This is a genomic window from Polaribacter sp. Hel1_33_78, from assembly GCF_900106075.1.
Taxonomy (GTDB): domain Bacteria; phylum Bacteroidota; class Bacteroidia; order Flavobacteriales; family Flavobacteriaceae; genus Polaribacter.
The window spans coordinates 293,386-313,723 of the sequence record NZ_LT629794.1; the positions used below are offsets into that span (position 1 = coordinate 293,386).

Annotated in this window: 21 protein-coding genes; 11 read left to right on the plus strand and 10 right to left on the minus strand. The window is 31.1% G+C overall.

Translation table 11 applies throughout. The features are described 5' to 3' along the window. Positions 1-47 precede the first annotated feature (47 nt). The 3 genes from BLT88_RS01425 to BLT88_RS01435 all read left to right on the plus strand — a co-directional run bounded on the left by BLT88_RS01425 (position 48) and on the right by BLT88_RS01435 (position 3,131). A complete protein-coding gene (locus BLT88_RS01425; RefSeq protein WP_091952523.1) occupies positions 48-908 on the plus strand; it encodes an ABC transporter ATP-binding protein in 861 nt (286 codons plus the stop codon). After that, the gene (locus BLT88_RS01430) at positions 905-1,735 is read left to right on the plus strand and encodes an ABC transporter ATP-binding protein (RefSeq protein WP_036784233.1); all 831 of its coding nucleotides are present in this window, start codon (positions 905-907) and stop codon (positions 1,733-1,735) included. Before BLT88_RS01425 ends, BLT88_RS01430 begins: the two co-directional genes overlap by 4 nt. Before the next feature lie 121 nt (positions 1,736-1,856). Further along, complete coding sequence (locus BLT88_RS01435; RefSeq protein ID WP_091952525.1) at positions 1,857-3,131, plus strand: alginate export family protein; 1,275 nt, start codon at positions 1,857-1,859, stop codon at positions 3,129-3,131. 130 nt (positions 3,132-3,261) lie between these two features. Here BLT88_RS01435 and rsmI read toward each other — a convergent pair whose 3' ends face one another. Both rsmI and BLT88_RS01445 read right to left on the minus strand, forming a co-directional pair. After that, positions 3,262-3,933, minus strand: coding sequence for a 16S rRNA (cytidine(1402)-2'-O)-methyltransferase (gene rsmI / locus BLT88_RS01440; protein WP_091952527.1), 672 nt, complete (start codon positions 3,931-3,933; stop codon positions 3,262-3,264). 2 nt (positions 3,934-3,935) lie between these two features. Continuing rightward, positions 3,936-4,295 carry a cupin domain-containing protein gene (locus tag BLT88_RS01445; protein WP_036784224.1) on the minus strand — a complete coding sequence of 120 codons (360 nt, stop codon included), beginning with the start codon at positions 4,293-4,295 and terminating at the stop codon, positions 3,936-3,938. Between the two features lie 181 nt (positions 4,296-4,476). Between BLT88_RS01445 and aspS the strand changes: the two genes are divergently transcribed. Genes aspS through BLT88_RS01465 form a run of 4 tightly spaced genes read left to right on the plus strand, consistent with a single transcriptional unit; the run spans position 4,477 to position 9,392 of the window. After that, positions 4,477-6,231 (plus strand): aspartate--tRNA ligase, encoded by a 1,755-nt coding sequence (aspS, locus tag BLT88_RS01450; RefSeq protein WP_091952528.1) that lies wholly within the window; start codon positions 4,477-4,479, stop codon positions 6,229-6,231. Positions 6,232-6,276: 45 nt separating this feature from the next. Continuing rightward, on the plus strand, positions 6,277-6,981 hold the full coding sequence (locus tag BLT88_RS01455) for a DUF6503 family protein (protein WP_091952529.1): 705 nt from the start codon (positions 6,277-6,279) through the stop codon (positions 6,979-6,981). A 2-nt stretch (positions 6,982-6,983) separates the two neighbouring features. Beyond that, entirely contained in the window at positions 6,984-8,759 is a 1,776-nt protein-coding gene (locus BLT88_RS01460) for a chloride channel protein (RefSeq protein ID WP_091952530.1), read from the plus strand. 45 nt (positions 8,760-8,804) lie between these two features. Beyond that, a complete protein-coding gene (locus BLT88_RS01465) occupies positions 8,805-9,392 on the plus strand; it encodes a hypothetical protein (RefSeq protein WP_231960046.1) in 588 nt (195 codons plus the stop codon). Between the two features lie 12 nt (positions 9,393-9,404). Here the strand turns inward: BLT88_RS01465 and BLT88_RS01470 are convergent, their stop codons facing one another. Both BLT88_RS01470 and glpQ read right to left on the minus strand, forming a co-directional pair. Further along, entirely contained in the window at positions 9,405-9,935 is a 531-nt protein-coding gene (locus BLT88_RS01470) for a hypothetical protein (protein WP_091952532.1), read from the minus strand. After that, a complete protein-coding gene (glpQ, locus tag BLT88_RS01475; RefSeq protein WP_091952534.1) occupies positions 9,928-10,908 on the minus strand; it encodes a glycerophosphodiester phosphodiesterase in 981 nt (326 codons plus the stop codon). Before glpQ ends, BLT88_RS01470 begins: the two co-directional genes overlap by 8 nt. Before the next feature lie 33 nt (positions 10,909-10,941). Between glpQ and BLT88_RS01480 the strand changes: the two genes are divergently transcribed. Together BLT88_RS01480 and hflX are read left to right on the plus strand one after the other, a co-directional pair. Then, positions 10,942-11,181 carry a hypothetical protein gene (locus tag BLT88_RS01480; RefSeq protein ID WP_091952536.1) on the plus strand — a complete coding sequence of 80 codons (240 nt, stop codon included), beginning with the start codon at positions 10,942-10,944 and terminating at the stop codon, positions 11,179-11,181. Between the two features lie 372 nt (positions 11,182-11,553). After that, complete coding sequence (gene hflX, locus BLT88_RS01485; protein WP_091952537.1) at positions 11,554-12,765, plus strand: GTPase HflX; 1,212 nt, start codon at positions 11,554-11,556, stop codon at positions 12,763-12,765. Positions 12,766-12,862: 97 nt separating this feature from the next. Here the strand turns inward: hflX and BLT88_RS01490 are convergent, their stop codons facing one another. The 6 genes from BLT88_RS01490 to BLT88_RS01515 form a co-directional block, all read right to left on the minus strand. Next, the gene (locus BLT88_RS01490) at positions 12,863-13,978 is read right to left on the minus strand and encodes a CNNM domain-containing protein (protein ID WP_091952539.1); all 1,116 of its coding nucleotides are present in this window, start codon (positions 13,976-13,978) and stop codon (positions 12,863-12,865) included. A 108-nt stretch (positions 13,979-14,086) separates the two neighbouring features. Beyond that, a complete protein-coding gene (locus BLT88_RS01495) occupies positions 14,087-14,992 on the minus strand; it encodes a DUF3078 domain-containing protein (RefSeq protein ID WP_091952541.1) in 906 nt (301 codons plus the stop codon). A 58-nt stretch (positions 14,993-15,050) separates the two neighbouring features. Next, positions 15,051-15,908 carry a DUF3078 domain-containing protein gene (locus BLT88_RS01500; protein ID WP_091952542.1) on the minus strand — a complete coding sequence of 286 codons (858 nt, stop codon included), beginning with the start codon at positions 15,906-15,908 and terminating at the stop codon, positions 15,051-15,053. 49 nt (positions 15,909-15,957) lie between these two features. Next, a complete protein-coding gene (locus BLT88_RS01505) occupies positions 15,958-16,467 on the minus strand; it encodes a DUF2480 family protein (RefSeq protein ID WP_036784201.1) in 510 nt (169 codons plus the stop codon). A gap of 38 nt (positions 16,468-16,505) precedes the next feature. Then, on the minus strand, positions 16,506-16,826 hold the full coding sequence (locus BLT88_RS01510) for a DUF59 domain-containing protein (protein ID WP_036784199.1): 321 nt from the start codon (positions 16,824-16,826) through the stop codon (positions 16,506-16,508). 12 nt (positions 16,827-16,838) lie between these two features. Further along, positions 16,839-17,264: a SufE family protein gene (locus tag BLT88_RS01515; protein ID WP_091952544.1), complete on the minus strand. Its 426-nt coding sequence runs from the start codon at positions 17,262-17,264 to the stop codon at positions 16,839-16,841. Positions 17,265-17,444: 180 nt separating this feature from the next. On the opposite strand from BLT88_RS01515, the gene BLT88_RS01520 reads away from it, so the two are divergent. Further along, complete coding sequence (locus tag BLT88_RS01520) at positions 17,445-18,371, plus strand: PfkB family carbohydrate kinase (RefSeq protein WP_091952545.1); 927 nt, start codon at positions 17,445-17,447, stop codon at positions 18,369-18,371. Between the two features lie 65 nt (positions 18,372-18,436). Continuing rightward, positions 18,437-20,335 carry a hypothetical protein gene (locus BLT88_RS01525; RefSeq protein WP_091952547.1) on the plus strand — a complete coding sequence of 633 codons (1,899 nt, stop codon included), beginning with the start codon at positions 18,437-18,439 and terminating at the stop codon, positions 20,333-20,335. The last annotated feature ends 3 nt before the right edge of the window (positions 20,336-20,338 follow it).

Genomic DNA, 20,338 nt, shown 5'->3' on the forward strand with positions numbered 1-20,338 from the left:
AATAAAAAAATTCAATATAAAAAGATTCAATAATTAAATATTATAAAATGGCATATTTAGAATTAAATAATATTTACAAAACCTATGGTCAAGGGGATAGGGAAACAGAAATATTATCTAACATAAACTTGAAAATAGAAGAGGGAGAATTTGTCGCTATTGTTGGTTTTACCGGAAGTGGAAAAACAACTTTAGTAAACCTAATAAATGGTTTGTTAGCGCCTACAAGTGGTGAAGTTTTATTTAAAGGAGAGTCCGTGATTGGTGCAAGTCATGAACGGGGAGTTATCTTTCAAAATTATTCCTTACTGCCTTGGTTAACAGTTGAACAAAATGTCTTTATGGCTGTAAAAGAAGCTTTTCCACAGAAATCTAAATTGGAGTTAAAAACGATTGTTTCTGACTATGTAGAAATGGTGAGTTTAACACCAGCTATGCATAAAAGACCAAAAGAATTATCTGGAGGAATGCGTCAAAGGGTTGCCGTTGCAAGAGCTTTGGCAATGAAACCAGAGATGATAATTATGGATGAACCTTTAGGAGCTTTAGATGCTTTAACTCGCGGGAATTTACAAGATGAAATCTTAAATATTTGGGGTAAAGACAAAAGAACAGCGCTATTAATTACCAATGATGTAGATGAAGGAATTTATATGGCGGATAGAATTATTCCTCTTCGCCCAGGTCCAAGAGCAACTTTAGGACCAGAATTTAAAATTGATTTAGATCGTCCAAGAGATAAAACGGAAATGAACGATAATCCTAATTTTAAGAAAACAAGAAATGCTATTATTGAGTATTTGATGGATATTGGGAATGAGAGAAAATCTGAAGCTAAGGAAGAATTTATATTGCCAGATTTGCGTCCGAAAGATTTTGTTAATCAGTTTAAATATGGAATGATATGAGCACTATATTAGAACAAAAAAAAGCTAAAATCATTACTAATAATAGACTGTTTCATTCGAATGAAGTTATGCTGGATTTAAAAAATCTAAAAAAAGTGTATCCTACTCCGAAAGGTGATTATGTAGTTTTAGAGGATTTAAATCTTCAGATAAAAAAAGAAGAATTCGTGACTATAATTGGTCATTCAGGTTGCGGTAAAACAACAATGCTCTCAATGATTGCAGGGTTAAACCCAATTTCAGGAGGAAATATTTCTGTATTAGGAAAACATATACGCGGACCAGGACCAGATAGGGGTGTTATTTTTCAATCACCTAGTTTAATGCCTTGGATGACCTCATTACAAAATGTATTGTTGGGTGTAAATAAAGTGTTTCCTCACGGAACAAAAGCGCAACGAAATGATATTGCGAAATACTATTTACAAAAAGTAGGTTTAGAAGATTCTTTTCATAAAAAAGCAAGCGAATTATCTCAAGGAATGCAACAAAGGGTGGGTATTGCAAGAGCATTTGCGATTAAACCAAAAGTACTTTTATTAGATGAGCCTTTTGGAATGTTAGATTCTTTAACGAGAGGAGAATTGCAAGATATCTTAATTGAGATATGGAATAAAGAGAAAATTACTGCTGTTATGATTACGCACGATGTTGATGAAGCTATTTTTTTAGCAGACAGAGTTGTGATGATGACAAGCGGTCCCAAAGCAAAAATTGGTGATATTCTAGACATCAATTTTGAAAGACCAAGAACTAGAAAATCAGTTTTAGAACACGACGATTATTATACATATAGAAAGCACTTAATAGATTTTTTAGAGCACTAGATTTATTTGTCAGTTTTATTATGAGATTTATCATAATATAGGTGTGGAACTGGTCTTACCTTTGAAAGGTCAATTTTAAGTAATTAAAAACGAAATACTATTAAATTAAAATAAGAAAATAATGAAGAAACAATACGTAATTTTAGGATTAATGCTTTTATGCTTCCAATTTGCAAAAGCACAATTTACATTAGATGGCGAGTTTAGACCAAGAACAGAATATCGTCATGGATTTGGAAGTTTAATTCCAGATGCTGCTGAGGCTGGTTTTGGAATTTCTACTAGAGTAAGACTAAATACTAGTTATATGACTGACAATTATTGGGTATATGTTAGTTTGCAAGATATCATGGTTTGGGGAGAAAATAGACAGATTTTACCTTACGATCAGAACAATTCTTTTGCGGTTTTTCAAGCTTGGGCTGAAATTAAGTTAGGAGAAAATACATCAACAAAAATAGGGCGTCAAGTTCTTTCTTACGACGATCAAAGAATTTTAGGAGGCTTAGATTGGGCACAGCAAGGACGTAATCATGATGCCGCTTTACTGAAATATAAAAAGGACAATTTTATGTTAGATGTAGCATTGGCCTTTAACCAAGATTATTCGCATCCAACGGGTTTTGTTTCTGCAGGAACAGGCTACAATACCAAAGGTTTTTTCTCATATAAAACTATGCAAATGTTATATATGAAGAAGAGTTGGGATAAATTTTCTAGTAGTTTATTGTTAATGAATAATGGATTTCAAGAATTTGACGCAGACAATAATGCAGATGGCGTAAGTAACTTACAGACATTAGGAACGCATTTAAATTATAAAAACGGAAGCTTTGGATTCGCCGCAAATGCCTATTTACAGACTGGACAACGTCAAGGAGCATTAGATGTAAAAGGGGCTTATTTATTAGGATTAGACTTTAGTTACAAAGCAACGCCAAAAGTTAATTTAGGAGTGGGTCTAGAAATTATTAGTGGTAATGAGGGTGATGCAGGAGAAACAGGGGCATTCTTTCCATTATATGGGACAAATCATAAGTTTAATGGATTTATGGATTATTTTTATGTGGGCAACCATGCAAATTCTATTGGTTTAGTAGATTTTCATGTAAGCGCAAACTTTACTTTAAATAAATCTTCTAGTTTAATGGTGAAAGCATTAAACTTTAGAGGAGAACAAGCCTTAGCTAGTGGAGAAAAATCATTAGGAACAGAAATAGATTTGGTATACAAGAAGAAATTTAAAGGGTATGCTTTGCTACTTGGATATTCTCAAATGTTTGCAAACGAGGGAATGTATGAGTTAAAAGGAATTACTGAATCCGCAGCTGCAGGATCTCAAAATTGGGCTTGGGCAATGTTAGTCATAAAGCCTAAATTTTTAGGCGGTAAATAATTGATTATAATATTTTTTGAACAGAAAAAGGAGATAATTAAAAACAATCTCCTTTTTTTTGTTATAAATTTTTATTCTTCGGTTTAGAAAAAAAGAAATTAATTCAAAGAATTATAACTAGAAAAATAAATTATTTTTTGCCATCAACAATTATAACAATCTCTCCTTTTGGTGGTTTATTTGAATAATGTGCTAAAACTTCAGTGGCGGTTCCTCTAATTGTTTCTTCAAACATTTTTGTAAGTTCTCTAGAAACAGAGACCTGTCTGTCAGCACCAAAATATTCTACAAAATGTGCTAAGGTTTTTACTAGTTTATGGGGAGATTCATAAAAAATCATAGTTCTTTTTTCTTCCGCTAATAATAAAAACCGAGTTTGTCTTCCTTTCTTAACGGGCAAAAAACCTTCAAAAACAAACTTGTCATTTGGTAAGCCAGAATTTACCAAGGCTGGCACAAAAGCAGTCGCACCTGGCAAACAGTCTACTTCTATATTATTTTCTACACATGCTCTTGTGAGTAAAAATCCAGGATCTGAAATGGCAGGTGTTCCAGCATCAGAGATTAAAGCACAGGTTTCTCCGTTTTTTATCCGGTTGATAATTCCAATGATAGATTTGTGCTCATTATGCATATGATGACTGTGCATTTGTGTATCAATCTCAAAATGTTTTAAAAGTTTTCCACTGGTTCGAGTATCTTCTGCTAAAATAAAATCGACTTCTTTTAAGACACGAATTGCTCTAAAGGTTATGTCTTCTAAATTACCTATTGGCGTAGGAACTAAATATAGTTTACTCATAATTAAATGCTTTCGTAAGTTTCAACAGTGATATCTGCAACAATATCTCCCGTATGTTTAATAGAAAGAGGTTCAAACAGAACAATATGAACTTCTTCTTTTGCAATTGGTTTGTGTTCAACTCCTTTTGGAACAATGTAAAATTCGCCTTCGCTTAAAGAAATTGTTTTGTCTCTTAGTTCAATGTCTAAAGAACCTTTTATCACCATAAAACATTCATCTTCATTATCGTGTTTATGAAACAAAAACTCACCTTTTAATTTTGCTAATAATATTTGTTGCCCATTTAATTCACCTACTTTTTTTGGTGACCAATGGTCAGAAAATAGCTTGAACTTCTCTTGTATATTGATGACACTCATAAAGCAAATTTACAAAGAATTGAATGGATTCTGCGTTACCGATTGCAGCAATTGTTTGAGCTCTTTTTTGTTTAAAAAAAGCGAGTGCGAAAAGCGGGGTATTTCTCTTTAGAAATGAACGCCCAAAAAAGGCATATTTAATAGAAAATGTTTAGTTTTGTGGTTCATTAAAAGAAAAGAAATGTATAGAAGTCATTCTTGTGGCGAGTTAAGAGCATCGCATATCAATACAAAAGTAACCTTGGCGGGTTGGGTCCAGAAATCGCGTGATAAAGGGTTTATGGTTTGGGTCGATTTACGAGACAGGTATGGAATTACGCAATTAATTTTTGATGAAGAGCGCACTCCAAAAGACATGATGGAAAAAGCAAAATCTTTAGGTAGAGAATTTGTGATTCAAATTACAGGAACTGTAATCGAAAGAGAATCTAAGAATTCTAAAATGTCTTCAGGAGATATTGAAGTATTGGTTTCTAAGCTAGAGATTTTAAATGCATCTATTACGCCGCCTTTTACAATTGAAGATAAAACGGATGGAGGTGAAGACATCAGGATGAAATACAGGTATTTAGATATTAGGAGAAATCCGGTAAAAGACAGTTTAATATTTCGTCATAAAGTTTCGATGGAAGTTCGAAAATACTTGTCTGATCAAGAATTTATTGAAGTTGAAACGCCTTATTTAATTAAGTCTACTCCAGAGGGAGCAAGAGATTTTGTAGTTCCTTCTCGTATGAATGAAGGTCAGTTTTACGCATTACCGCAAAGTCCTCAAACATTCAAACAATTATTAATGGTTGGCGGAATGGATAAATATTTTCAAATTGTAAAATGCTTTAGAGATGAAGATTTGCGAGCAGACAGACAGCCAGAATTTACACAGATTGACTGTGAAATGGCGTTTGTAGAACAAGAAGATATTTTAGCTGTTTTTGAAGGACTAACACGTCATTTGTTAAAAGAAATTAATGGAGTTGAGGTCGCAGAATTTCCAAGAATGCTCTATGATGATGCAATGAAATTGTATGGAAATGACAAACCAGATATTCGTTTTGGAATGAAATTTGGAGAGTTAAATGAAGTTACACAACATAAAGATTTTGGTGTTTTTAACAGTGCAGAATTAGTTGTTGGTTTTGCAGTGCCGGGAGGAAATACCTATACTAGAAAAGAAATAGACAATATTATAAAATGGGTTAAAAGGCCACAAGTTGGTGCTTTAGGAATGATTTATTGTCGTTTAAACGAAGATGGAACATTTAAATCTTCTGTAGATAAGTTTTACGACCAAGTAGACTTGGCTAAATGGGCAGTAATTACAGGGGCAAAACCTGGAGATTTAATATGTGTTTTATCTGGAGAAACAAATAAAGTAAGAGCACAATTATCTGCGTTAAGAATGGAATTAGCAGAACGTTTAGGATTGAGAGATCCAAAAGTATTTGCGCCACTTTGGGTTATAGATTTTCCTTTGTTAGAATTAGATGAAGAAACGGGTCATTACCATGCAATGCACCATCCATTTACGTCACCAAAACCTGGGCAACTGGAATTGTTAGATACAGATCCAGGAGCTGTTAAAGCAAATGCGTATGATTTGGTTTTAAACGGGAATGAAATTGGGGGAGGTTCTATTAGAATACATGATAAACAAATGCAAGCAACAATGTTGAAGCATTTAGGTTTTTCTGAAGAAGATGCCAAAGCACAATTTGGCTTCTTAATGGATGCATTTGAATATGGTGCACCACCTCATGGAGGTTTGGCTTTTGGTTTAGACAGATTGGTTGCTATTTTAGGAGGACAAGAAACGATTCGTGATTTTATTGCCTTCCCAAAAAATAATTCAGGAAGAGATGTAATGATCGATGCGCCAGCATTTATAGATGATGATCAACTAAAGGAATTAAGTTTAAAACTCGATATTCAATCATAAAATTTTAAATCCTGCTTTTGCGGGATTTTTTATTAATTTAAACACATGAAAAAAACGACCACTCTTTTACTACTACTTATTTCAATTACTTCATTTTCTCAAAAACTTACAGGCAATGAGTTATTAGAAAAAGCGATTCAATTTCATGACCCAAAGGGAAATTGGGAAACTTTTAAAGGAGAATTTTTTGTGACGATGGAAACGCCAAAGAATGCTTCAAGAAAAAGTACTATTAAAATAAATCTTCCCGAAGAATATTTTTTAGTGAAAGCTGTTAGAGATACAATTGTTACAGAATATATCATTCAAAAAGGCGATTGTAGTATGTCAATTAATGGAAACATAAATCCGTCTGAAGAGTTAAAAAATAGGTATAATCTAAATTGTGAACGTGCAAATATGTATAAGAATTATTATACTTATTTGTACGGTTTACCAATGAAACTGAAAGATGATGGGACCATTATCCATCCAAAAGTTGAACGTAAAAAGTTCCAAGGAAAAGAGTATTTGGTTTTAAAAGCGACTTACAATAAACAGGTTGGTAAAGATACTTGGTACTTTTATTTCAATCCAAAAACGTATGCGATGGAAGTATATCAGTTTTTTAAAGAGAAAAAAGACAGTGGAGAGTATATTTTATTATCAGGATTAGAAATTATAAACGATATAAAAATGCCAAAAAATAGAGCTTGGTATTATAATAAAAATGACGGTTATTTAGGTACCGATATTTTGATTTCAAAGTAAGAATGCCAACAACAAAAAAAATATATAGAAAAATTCTAATTTGGAGATATAGATATATTTCTGAGCGACAATTTATTTATATTTTAAGTGTATTAGTAGGTTTCTTGGCAGGTATAGGAACTTTTATTTTAAAAGATTTAACCTTTTTAATAGAAGAGGGTTTGCAAGGTAATTTAATTAAGGAATATCATTATGCATTTTATTTTATTTTCCCGATTATAGGTTTATTTTTAGTTTTTGGGATTAAGAAATTTATAGTAAAAAGAAATATTGGTCATGGAATTTCGACCACTTTACATGCTATTTCTAGAAGAAACGGAATTATAAAGAGGTATCAAATATTTGCGTCTTTAATTACAGCGCCAATTACGGTTGGTTTTGGGGGTTCTGCAGGGCTTCAAGGACCTGCTGTAAGTTCTGGAGCCGCTTTGGGTTCTAATGTTGCACAATTGTTTCATATGAACTCTAAAACAAGAATGTTATTAATCGGTTGTGCAACAGCTGGGGCAATGTCTTCTATGTTTCAAGCGCCAATTGCAGCCATTATTTTTGCGGTAGAAATTTTTAGTTTAGACTTGGCTTTTGCATCTTTGGTTCCTTTGTTGTTGGCATCAGTTTCCGCAGTCATTACGACCTATTTTTTTGTAGGAACCGATGTGTTATTTAGATTTAAATTGGTAGATGTTTTTGAAGTAAAAGATATTCCTTTTTATGCTGCCTTAGCTTTTTTAACAGGAATTGCATCTGTCTATTTTTCTAAAATGTATTTTAAAATAATCAACTTTTTTGAACAGTTTAATAGTCCGTTTAAAAAATTGTTAATTGGTGGAATTGCAATTGGAATTATGCTCTATTTAATTCCGCCTTTATATGGTGAGGGATATGGGTTAATTAATAATTTATTAAAAGGAAATACAGCAGCAGCGCTTAAAGACATTCCTTATAATCTAGATTTAGAAAATGTATATGTCGTTGTTTTAATGTTGCTATTAATTGCCATTTTTAAAGCAATTGCAATGACAACTACTTTTGCTGCCGGTGGGGTTGGAGGAATCTTTATTCCGACACTTTTTATGGGAAGTGCTTTAGGAAATGCTATTGCAAAAGTGATTAATCACCTTGGTTTTTTTGTGTCTGAATCTAATTTTACATTAATTGGGATGACAGGTTTAATGGCCGGTGTGCTCCATGCGCCATTAACTGCTATTTTCTTGATTGCAGAAATAACAGGTGGGTACGAGTTATTTGTTCCATTAATGTTGGTTTCAGCCATCTCTTTTGCTTTTACAAAATATTTTGTATCCAACTCAATTTACACGGTAGAATTGGCAAAGAAAGGGCAATTAATTACGCATAATAAAGATAAAAACGTAATAATGTTGATGAGGATTGATAACCTTATTGAGCGGAATTTTAAATCAATTACACGGGAAATGACGCTTGGTGAAATGCTTAAAAATTCGGTTGCAAAATCAAAAAGAAATATTTTTCCTGTTTTAGATGAAAAGAAACATTTTTTAGGAATTGTGTTATTAGATGATATTAGGCCTATGATGTTTGACCAATCTCAGTATCACAAGACCTACGTTTCAGATTTCATGAAATTGGCTCCTGCCATTATTTTTCATGATGATACTGTTGAAGATGTAATGAAAAAGTTTAAAGAAAGTAGTGCTTGGAATTTACCTGTAGTAGAAAATGAAAAGTATGTTGGTTTTATTTCAAAATCGAAATTACTTACTGCGTATAGAAATAAATTAATAGAAGTAACTGCTTAATTACAATAAATATTAAAAATGAGAACAAATAGTTTTACCCAAAAAATGAGTAAAAAATCTAATACAGAATTAGAGCAGATTATTCAAGAAAAAAAGAACTATACGCAAGAAGCATTACAAGCAGTAATTTGGGAACTTGAAAATAGAAGACTAATTAAGAAAGGTGAAATTAAATTAGAAGAAACTTCGCAAAACCAAGATGTTCAAATTTTTGAAAAATTTAATGAAAATAAAGAAAGTTCTATTGAAGAACTTGAATTACCAATTTTGTATTCAAAAAAAGCAATACAAGGTTTTACCATTTTCTTTAGTACTCTTTTTGGAGCTGTACTTTTAATGTCTAATTTAAAGGCTGTAAATAATTACAAGGCTAGATTTCAGGTACTTGTTTTTGGAATTGGATATACTTTACTTTCAGCCGTAGTTTTGCATTATCTTCCAAAATCTTTTTTTACTACTTTGATTTTTAATCTTATTGGATATGTGATCTTAACTGAATTTTTTTGGAATACAAAGTTGGGTAAAGATGCTCAATACAAAAATAAAAAAATAAAAAAACCCCTCACTATCTCATTATTAATTTTATTATTTCTAATACTTCTTCAATTTTTGCCTTTAATTTTGGTAGAATAAAAAACACTTAAACTAATTCCAAGGCTCTTTAATAGTTTCTAATTGTTTTTGACTTATCATAGCTGTTTTTGCCTTTTGATCAGTTTCACCAATTAGTAAACTAGTATATAAAAGAAAAACCATTTTAATATCTTTCTCATCAGAAACTAACAATTGTATAAATTTTTCATCAGAAAGAGATTCATCAAATTCAGCTATTTTTTTATTGTTTTTATAAACTGATTTCTTCTTTTTGTAATGAATTTTAATTTCATAAATAGTTGAATCAATTTCAATTTTATAAATAGTATTTCTTTTATTTTGAGAGATTAATATTAAGTCTTTTTCATTATTATCTTTAATCAGATAAACCATTCTCCATTTCCAAAATTGAAACTTTTTTGTGATGAAATAAATCAATTCTTCTGCTGAATTTTGAACTTCGGCACAAGTTTTTCCAAATTCCATAAACCAAAAAGAGCTATAGATTATTTCTTTGTTATCAGCTTTAAAAACTTTTAGTTCGTTATTAAAATGAGATAGTTTATAAATAATTTTATTCATGTTTATTTTTTTTTAAAAAAGCAACTACCAAATCAGGGAAGTCTGCAAAAGCACCATCAATATTTGCATCGATTAAAAGCGTTTGCATCATTTCTTCAAAGTTAGAAAATTCACTTAAAGCATCTGCTCTAAATGTATATGGGTGGACTTTTAATCCCAATTTATGAGCATCAGAAACTAAAGAAGTAAAGGTGAATTTCCCATTAATTTTTTCTGATAAAATTTGTTTGTACCAAGGTCCAATTCCATCTGCATACGTTGCAAAATGTTTCAGTTGTTTTGTTTGTTCAGGTAATTCTATTAACTGAACTAAAAATAATTCAGACTTCAATTCTTTTCTAATTTTCTCTAATGCATTAGCATCAAAACATTGTAAGATACAATTGTCTAATTTGCTATTATAGCCATAATGTGATAGTACTTTTAGAACAATTTTGGGTAAGTCTTTTCCTTCCTTTTGATGAAAACTAGGTTTTTTAATTTCAGGGTAAATTCCAATGTTCTTTCCTGTTGATTTATTTAGCCCTTGAATTAATTCTATTTCTTCTTGCAAAGAATTGAGTTTAAAATTTCCTTTTCCTTTTGGAAAACGATTTTTATAAACTTGCTCTCCCGTTTTTGTGTCAATACGTTCAGTAACACACAAAGTTTTTAACTCATCAAAGTTAAAATCGATGACATAAAAACGATTGTCTTTTCTTTTTCTAGTTGGAAATTTTGTGACAACATCGCTTATGTCATCTAAATAAATATCATGAATAACCATAGGAATATCATCTTTGCTCAATACTAAATCTTGCTCAATAAAATCAGCGTTCATTGCATGTGCCATAGCTTTTGCTTCTAAGGTATGTTCTGGTAAATACCCACAAGCACCTCTGTGTGCAATGACAATTTTTTGATTCATGGGTTCATATATTTTAGCTGTTTTTAAGTCAAATATAATTATTAGTAAAAGAATGCTTTTCTTTATTCTCTAAAAATTTAACTTTTGTAAATTTACAAGATGAAATTAGCGTTAAAAATAATGTTTGTTATCTTTTTAGTATGGATGACAATTGGGTTTTATCTCATAAACATAGAGCATCAAAAAGCACAAGTTGTAATGGGTTTAGGTGTTTTTTACTTTTCTTTTTTGTTAATGCCACTTTTTATTTATTACAGATATAGAGATGGTAAATACAAGAAATATATTTTAAATGATGAAAAGTTGATGAAAGCTTTTAGAAATCAAGAAAAAGATTGATTCTTCTTTTGGAGGCAAAATTATCATCAATATCAAATAAATTTTCTAGCGCATAAAACGCAATAGTTGTTATTCTTTTTTCTTTTATTGAAGCTATTGACGGAATCATAAATGTGATTTGGTATTAAAAATAGTTGAAGGTTATAGTAATTTCATAACCTTAAATACATGTTTTATTAACATTAAGACTTGCTAAATTTATTTTTAGAAAACTACTTTTGCCAAGTGTAAAGGCGGATTGGGAAAATCACTATTAAAAAGAGAAAGTATAATACAATAGATAGTAAAATTTGAATTAATTAGTTAAGACCTCAATTTCTATTGAGGTTTTTTCTGTTTATAAAACAAGATTTGTTTGTACTTTTGCAATGTATGATAGATCAAAAAGAAGCCATTTCTGAGAAAGCCGTTTTAATAGGGGTAATTACGCAGCAGCAAGATGAATCTCAATCTCAAGAGTATTTAGATGAGTTAGAATTTTTAACATTAACTGCTGGCGGTGTTACTGTAAAACGTTTTGTTCAAAAAATGGAAAAACCAAACCCTAAAACTTTTTTAGGAGTTGGTAAATTAGAGGAGGTAAGAGATTATATTGAGTCTAATGGTATTGGAACTGCAATTTTTGATGACGAATTATCGCCAGCCCAAATAAGAAATATAGAAAAAGTTTTAGATTGTAAAATATTAGATCGAACTAATTTAATCTTAGATATTTTTGCGCAAAGGGCACAAACCAGTTCTGCAAAAACACAAGTAGAATTGGCGCAATGTCAATATTTATTGCCGCGTTTAACAAGACTTTGGACGCACCTTGATAAACAAAAAGGTGGTATTGGGATGCGTGGACCTGGAGAAACTGAAATTGAAACAGATAGACGTATAATTCGTGATAAAATTACAATACTAAAAAAGAAATTACTGACCATTGATAAACAAATGGCTGTTCAGCGTAAAAATCGTGGAAAAATGGTACGTGTTGCTCTAGTAGGTTACACTAATGTTGGGAAATCTACTTTAATGAACGTAATTAGTAAAAGTGATGTTTTTGCTGAGAACAAATTGTTTGCAACTTTAGATACTACGGTTAGAAAAGTGGTGATTAAAAACATTCCTTTTTTATTGACAGATACAGTTGGTTTTATTAGAAAATTACCAACACAATTAGTTGAGTCTTTTAAATCTACTTTAGACGAAGTGCGTGAAGCGGATTTGTTGTTGCATGTGGTTGATATTTCTCATCCAAATTTTGAAGACCATATTGCTTCGGTAAACACCATTTTAGATGATATAAAATGTGGAGACAAACCAACTTTAATGGTATTCAATAAGATTGATGCGTTTGCACATGAAACAATTGAGGAAGATGATATCGTAACAGAGAAAGGAAAAGAGCACTACACTTTAGAGGATTGGGAAAAAACTTGGATGAATGATTTAGAAATAGAATCGATTTTTATTTCTGCATTAAATAAAGATAATCTAGAGAATTTTAAAGAGAAAACCTACCAGGAGGTAAAGAAAATTCATATTCAACGCTTCCCTTATAATGATTTTTTATATCATGAATATAAAGTGGAAGAGTAATACCTTTAAGAATAATATTAAGTAATTAAAAAACTCATAATGTTTTTTTACAATACAGAATTCAAGGTTCTAGCTTCATTAGAAAATTGGAGTATGTTTATTCGTCCTTTTTATTTTCAATAATTCCCATTCTTTTGGCTCTATCTTTCCACGATTTTCTTGCATAAGATTGTAAATCTGCAACAGAGTCAGTTTCATCCATAATTTCTAATCCAAGCAAGGTTTCAATGACATCTTCTTGAGAAACAATTCCGCTAACAGAACCATATTCATCAACAACCAAGGCAATATGTTCTTTTTCTTTAATAAGTTTATCGAATAAATCAGGAATCGATTGTTCTCTGTTAGTAATTAAAATATTCCTTTTTATTGTAGCTAATTTTTCTGCACCCTTACCATTAATTATAGATTCTAATAAACTTCCTTTTAAAAAATATCCAGTTATTTCATCATGGTTTTCTTTAAAAACAGGAATTCTAGAAAAACGTAAATTTTTGTGTTCTTGATAAAAAGATTCGATAGTTTGGCTTTCGTCAGCTATTTCTAAAACCGTTCTTGGTGTCATTACATCATTTACCTTTATCTCTTTAAAACCCAATAAATTTCTAATAACCTTACTTTCATTTTTTTGAAAAACACCATCCTTTTCCGCCATATCTGTCATCACCAAAAAACCTTCTCTACTTAAAATACTACCATGACCTTTTCCGCCAATCAATTTTGTTGTTAATTGAAGTATCCATAAAATTCCTGTGTATTTAAGCGGAAAAATCATCACTTTTAAGGCTTTAGACGTGAATTTTGACAACTGTTTCCAATAGGTTGCACCTATTGTCTTTGGAATAATCTCTGAAGCTACTAATATCAAAATAGTCATAATTGTTGAGACAATACCCACCATTACATCTTCAGTTATTTGAATTCCAAAAATGGTTCTAACTTTAGTTCCATAGACTTCTATATAGGCAACTTTTGCTTGAACACCTACTAAGATTGCTCCTACTGTATGTGCAATCGTATTAATTGTTAGAATGGCAATTAAAGGCTTATCTACATCTTTTTTTAATGTTTCTAATTCATTAGCAAACTCAAAACCTTCACTTTTTTTAAGATTTATAAAAGTTGGAGTTATGCTTAGTAAAACAGCTTCTAGAATTGAGCATAAGAAAGAAAAGAAAATAGAAACTGTTGCGTAAATTATTAATAATGTCATTACATAAATTTAGAATACAAAAGTAGGAAATACCAATTTAACCTTAAAATTCAAGAAAATAAAAACCTCAAGAATTTCTTGAGGTTTTATACATAATATTTTTAGCTTCTAGAGAGAATAACTTAATCCAAATAACCAATACGATTGTAATTTGTTATCTGCATCTGCTAAATCAACACTTTGAAAATTTGCAGCTTCTTGTCTATTATTACGCAAACCAAACTCAAAACCTAAACCAATACCTTTCCAAATTGTGTAACCAAAAGAGTTGGTAAATGTCCAGTTAGATAAATCTCCATCTTTATAGCTTTGAAACATCGATAAATTAGATTTTACACTTAAACCACCATATTTATTGGTATAATCTGCAACAACTTTTGCTCCTAAAGAAGAGTTAAAAACCGTATCTCCACTACTAAAAACAAAATTGTAGTTTCCTGGATGCATTACTACAACTAAATGGCTAGTTGGTGTCCAAGTTAAACCAGCACCAATATCTAAATAACCAGGATCATTAAAGTTATCTAATAAAGTAGTTCGGTATTCACCTAGAGCTGAAAGCGCCCATTTTGTACTAATTCTTCTACCATATAAAGATGAAATTGTAAAAACATCTGATGCAGTTTCAAAAGCATCGCTATCTGTATCATCGTCTCTGTTGTCAATTTTTACCCAACCAAGGTTTACAGCTCCAGAGTTTCTCCAGAAAAATTTATCTTCAATTAAGTTTGCATACCCATTTACAGTAATACCTATATTACCGGCAGATGTATTTGGAGCTGCTCTGGCATACCAATTATTAAAGCCAGATAAGCTCGCACCAATAGTTCCAAAAGCACCTTTTCTCCAACCTAGAAGAGCATTTATTTTACCTTGAATTGCTTTTGCTTTAGTTTGTAGTTTTGAGATAGAGTCTTTTTTAGAAGCTAACCCTTTTTTTAATTCTTCAGCTGTTTGAGCTTTGGTTGAAAAGCTGATAAAGAATACTAGTAATAAGATAGATAATTTTTTCATTTTTTTTCATTTTCTAAACATAAAAATACGATTTTTTTTTTGTGTAAAAATAATCGCATCAAAAAGTTACTTTTTCATGAAATCGATAATTCACGCCCAAACCAAATAATTGTCTAAATTGAATTCTGCTTGAAGCATTATCATCAATAATTGTATGAAAAGTCATATGCATTTTAATATGCTTATTTATTTTAAAACGGATGTTGGTTTGATAATCAAGATCAACATTCCCAATATTTGCTAAATAATCTGAATACATAGTTAAAATGTTTTCCATTTCAACATTTTCCATCAAAGTTGTTTTATAATAACCAGATAAGTTAAACCCCAAACTAAATGCCGTATTTCTACCTTCTTCGACACCAAACTGACCAGAAAAGAAATCATTTACCAAGGTATATCTAGTTGTTGCAGGCGCAATATTTAGGCTTAAATCATCAGATTTCTTCCATAACATCCCTGGTCCAAAAGTTAAATAAGCAGGTGATAAAAATTCCGAAACTAAAATTTTAGGTTCTTTTTTGTAATCAAAACCTTTCGTATATTGTGTTTTAAAGTTACCAATAAAAGAAAAAAACCAATATTTTGAGGTTTTAAAACCATATAAGGTGTTGAATTCAAAACGATCATCTGTTTTGCGAAACCCTTTTTCGCTAATATGATTGATACCATAACCGCTCATAATTCTACTATCCCAGTTTACATTTCCTTTTTTGTAATTAAAATCGTAGTTGATGTTAAAGTTCCCAGCTATTGTATTTTGACCACCGGATGCCCAATTAGAAAATGAAGATTGATTAAAAATGAATGCAAATCTCCCTTGAATTTTCCATTTAGGAATAGGAAGCGTATCCTTTTTTTGTGCGGAAAGATTAACAGAAAATAAGAGAAATAAAAGGATTGTAGTTTTCTTCAAGTGTATTTTTTGGAAAAGTAAAAATAACAATATCTCTTAAAAGTTAAAATTATTTTTTGGATTTATAAAGAGGGACTGTAGAACAAGCTTCACCAAAAAGAATAGATTTTGCTATTGGTTGTAGTTTTGCTATTAAAAAAGCAAAAGCAGAATTTGGTATTGGTTTATCTGCACAACCTTTTATAATAACGGGTTTGTCTGCGAAATCTTTAAAATCTAAAAAGCTTATTAACTCTTGATAAATTACAGTTTCTAACAATTCTAAATTACCGATTACAACTTTGTTTGCAAAAGGCGTTAATTCTGATGAGACCAACATAAAAGCCCAAGAGGGAATAATCGCATCTACAGAGCAAGTAACAGCTACAAAAGAATTTTTATACTGAGACCAATCATGATTACTAATTGCTTCTCTAAAATCTTTTTCTTTTAAAATGATTTCTTGAAACAACCAATCTTTAATATCAAAAAGAGTTCTTTTTCCTTCTGGATAAATTTCTTCAAGATCAAATGTTTTGAGTTTACTATTCGCAACTCTATTTAAGATTTCTTCTGGCATTTTTTATAGTCGTTTCAACGTTTTTTTATCCAAATCTTTTAAAGCATTCCTAACTCTAGCTTAGCTTCTTCACTCATCATTTCTTGTGTCCACGTAGGGTCAAATGTAATTTCAACTTCACAGTTGTTAATCTCTTTTAAAGTTTTCACTTTATCTTCAACCTCTCGAGGCAATGATTCTGCAACAGGACAATTCGGTGATGTTAACGTCATTAATATCTTTGCATTGTTTTCTTCTGAGACAAAAACATCATAAATTAACCCCAGTTCGTAAATATCTACCGGAATCTCGGGGTCATAAATAGTTTTTACAACTTTTATTATTTTATCACCAACTTCCTCTAATTCTTTATCTGTCATTTTATTTAAATCTTAATTATGCAATTTTGTTTGTTGCGCAATTGCATACATTTTTATTTGTTTTACCATAGAAACTAAGCCATTTGCTCTTGTCGGAGAAAGGTGTTCTTTCAATCCAATTTGATCAATAAAATTAGTTTCAGCAGTTAGAATATCTGCAGGTTTTTGGCCTGAGTAAACACGTAATAACAAGGCTACAATTCCTTTTGTGAGTATTGCATCACTATCAGCGGTGTACTTTATAGTATCATTTTCTAGCTCAGAATACAACCACACTTTAGATTGACAGCCATTAATTAAATTTTCATCTAATTTATATTGAGCCTCGATTATAGGTAAAGATTTACCAAGATCTATAATATATTCATAGCGTTCCATCCAATCATCAAACATAGAAAACTCATCAATAATTTCTTCTTGTATTTCTTTGATAGTCATTTTTTAAACTTATTTTTGTGGAATCGAAGATACCTTTTGTCAAAGGCAAAAATACGATAAAAAAGCATTAAAAATGCTTGATACATAGAAAGTAAATAGATTATTAATTTTGTTAGTTAGTATTAATACATATTAATTAACGTATTAAATTCCTTCCCTTTGGGAAGTTGAGATAAGCACATGAGTAAATTATTAGCAGTAGGTACTGTAGCATTTGATGCAATTGAAACTCCTTTTGGTAAAACCGATAAAATTCTTGGAGGTTCTGGAACTTTTGTGGGTTTAGCAGCAAGTCAATTTGGTGTAGAAACAGGAGTTGTTTCCGTTGTTGGTGGAGATTTTCCAGCATCATATTTAAATATGATGAATAACAAACGAATCAATACAGACGGTATTGAAATCATCAAAGAAGGTAAAACATTTTTTTGGAGTGGTAAATATCATAACGATATGAACTCTAGAGATACATTAATTACGGAATTAAATGTTTTAGAAAATTTTGAGCCTGTTGTGCCAGAGAATTTTAAAGATGCAGGTATTTTAATGTTGGGTAATTTACACCCCCTAGTGCAAGCAGGAGTTTTAGATCAAATGACCGAGCAACCAAAATTGATTGTTTTAGATACAATGAATTTTTGGATGGATATTGCCCTCGCGGATTTGCATACTGTTTTAAAAAGAGTAGATGTAATTACCATTAATGATGAAGAAGCTCGTCAGCTCTCTGGAGAATATTCTCTGGTAAATGCTGCGAAGAAAATTCATGAAATGGGCCCAAAATATGTGGTTATTAAAAAAGGAGAACACGGTGCTTTGTTATTTAATGAAGGCAGTATGTTTTATGCGCCAGCATTGCCTTTAGCAGAGGTTTTTGACCCTACAGGGGCAGGAGATACCTTTGCAGGTGGCTTTTGTGGATATTTAGCAAAAACAGAAGATATTTCTTTTGAGAATATGAAGAACGCTATTGTTTACGGTTCTAATTTAGCCTCATTCTGTGTTGAGAAATTTGGTACAGAACGTATGCAAGAGTTGACAAGTGATGAAGTAAAAGAGCGCTTGCAAGCCTTTAAAGAGTTAACACAATTTGATATAGAATTATCATAAATAAGAATCCGCGTTTAAAAACGCGGATTTTTTTATACATAAAATACAACTAAATAACCGAATAAATGAGTGATGCTATTAAACATGAATGTGGAATTGCGCTGGTTAGATTAAAAAAACCATTACAATTCTATAAAGATAAATACGGTTCCGCTTTTTACGGAATTAATAAAATGTATTTATTGATGGAGAAACAGCACAATCGTGGACAAGATGGAGCTGGTTTTGCAAGTGTAAAATTTAATGTGGAACCAGGTACAAGATACATTAGTAGAGTTCGTTCAAACAAGCCAACACCAATACAAGATATTTTTGCTCAAATTAACGGTCGTTTAAACGGTGTTTTAGAGGAAAATCCTGACAAAAAGGATGATGTAAGATGGCAAGAAGAGAATATGCCATATGTTGGAAACTTATTTTTAGGACATGTACGTTATGGTACTTTTGGTAAAAATTCGATAGAAAGTGTGCATCCTTTTTTACGTCAAAGTAATTGGAAACATCAAAATTTAATTGTTGCTGGAAACTTTAATATGACGAATTCTAAACAAATGTTAGAAGAGTTAGTATCTTTAGGTCAGCACCCAAAAGAGTTTACTGACACCGTTACAGTGATGGAAAAAATTGGACATTTTTTAGAAGATGAAGTGTCTAAATTATATCAGCAAGCAAAGAAAAAAGGATTTAATAAGAGAAACGCATCACCTTATATAGAAGAGAATTTAAGTCTAAAAAAAGTACTAAAAAGATCTTCTAAAAATTGGGATGGTGGTTATGCGATGGCTGGTTTAGTTGGTCATGGAGATGCTTTTGTATTAAGAGATCCTAATGGAATTAGGCCTACTTTTTTTTATGAAGATGAAGAGGTTGTAGTGGTTGCTTCAGAAAGACCAGTTATACAAACGGTGTTTAATGTTAAGATTGAAGAGGTCCAAGAATTGGAAAGAGGTCATGCATTAATTATAAAAAGAAGTGGTAAAGTTTCTGTCAAAAAAGTCTTAGAGCCCAGAGAAAATAAAGCTTGTTCTTTTGAGCGTATTTATTTTTCACGAGGAAGTGATGCAGGAATTTATGAAGAACGCAAAAATTTAGGAAAATATGTGTTCCCAAAGATTTTAAAATCAATAAATTCTGATATTTCAAATACGGTTTTTTCTTATATACCGAATACAGCAGAAACTTCTTTTTACGGAATGACCGAAGCTGCTGAAGATTTATTGAATCAACAAAAAACTGCAAAAATATTAGCAGGGGGAAAAAATTTATCTGCAGATAAAGTAACTGAAATTTTATCTGAAAGAGCACGTTTTGAAAAAATTGCGATTAAAGACGCAAAATTAAGAACTTTTATTGCTGATGATAATTCTAGAGATGATTTGGTAGAACACGTTTATGATATTACTTATGGTGTTGTAAAACCTACTGATAATCTTGTTATTATTGACGATAGTATTGTTCGTGGAACAACTTTGAAGAAAAGTATTATTAAAATTTTAGACAGATTAAGTCCTAAAAAAATAGTGGTTGTTTCTTCTGCGCCACAAATTCGCTATCCAGATTGTTATGGAATTGATATGGCAAGAATTGAGGCCTTTATTGCTTTTAAAGCTGCTCTGGAGTTATTGAAAGATCATAATAAATATGATATTGTAGACGCTGTTTATGAAAAATGTAAAGCACAACTGTCTAAAAGTGATGAAGAAATTGTAAATCATGTAAAGGACATATATAGCCCATTTACCCCTGAAGAAATATCAGCCAAAATTGCCGAAATGTTAAAAACCGAAGATATTAAAGCAGATGTTGAGGTTATTTATCAATCTATTGAAGGTTTGCATAAAGCATGTCCTGATAATTTAGGAGACTGGTATTTTACGGGAGATTATCCAACACCTGGAGGTAATAGAGTTGTAAACCAGGCGTTCATAAACTTTTACGAAGGCAGTGATAAAAGATCTTACTAGCTT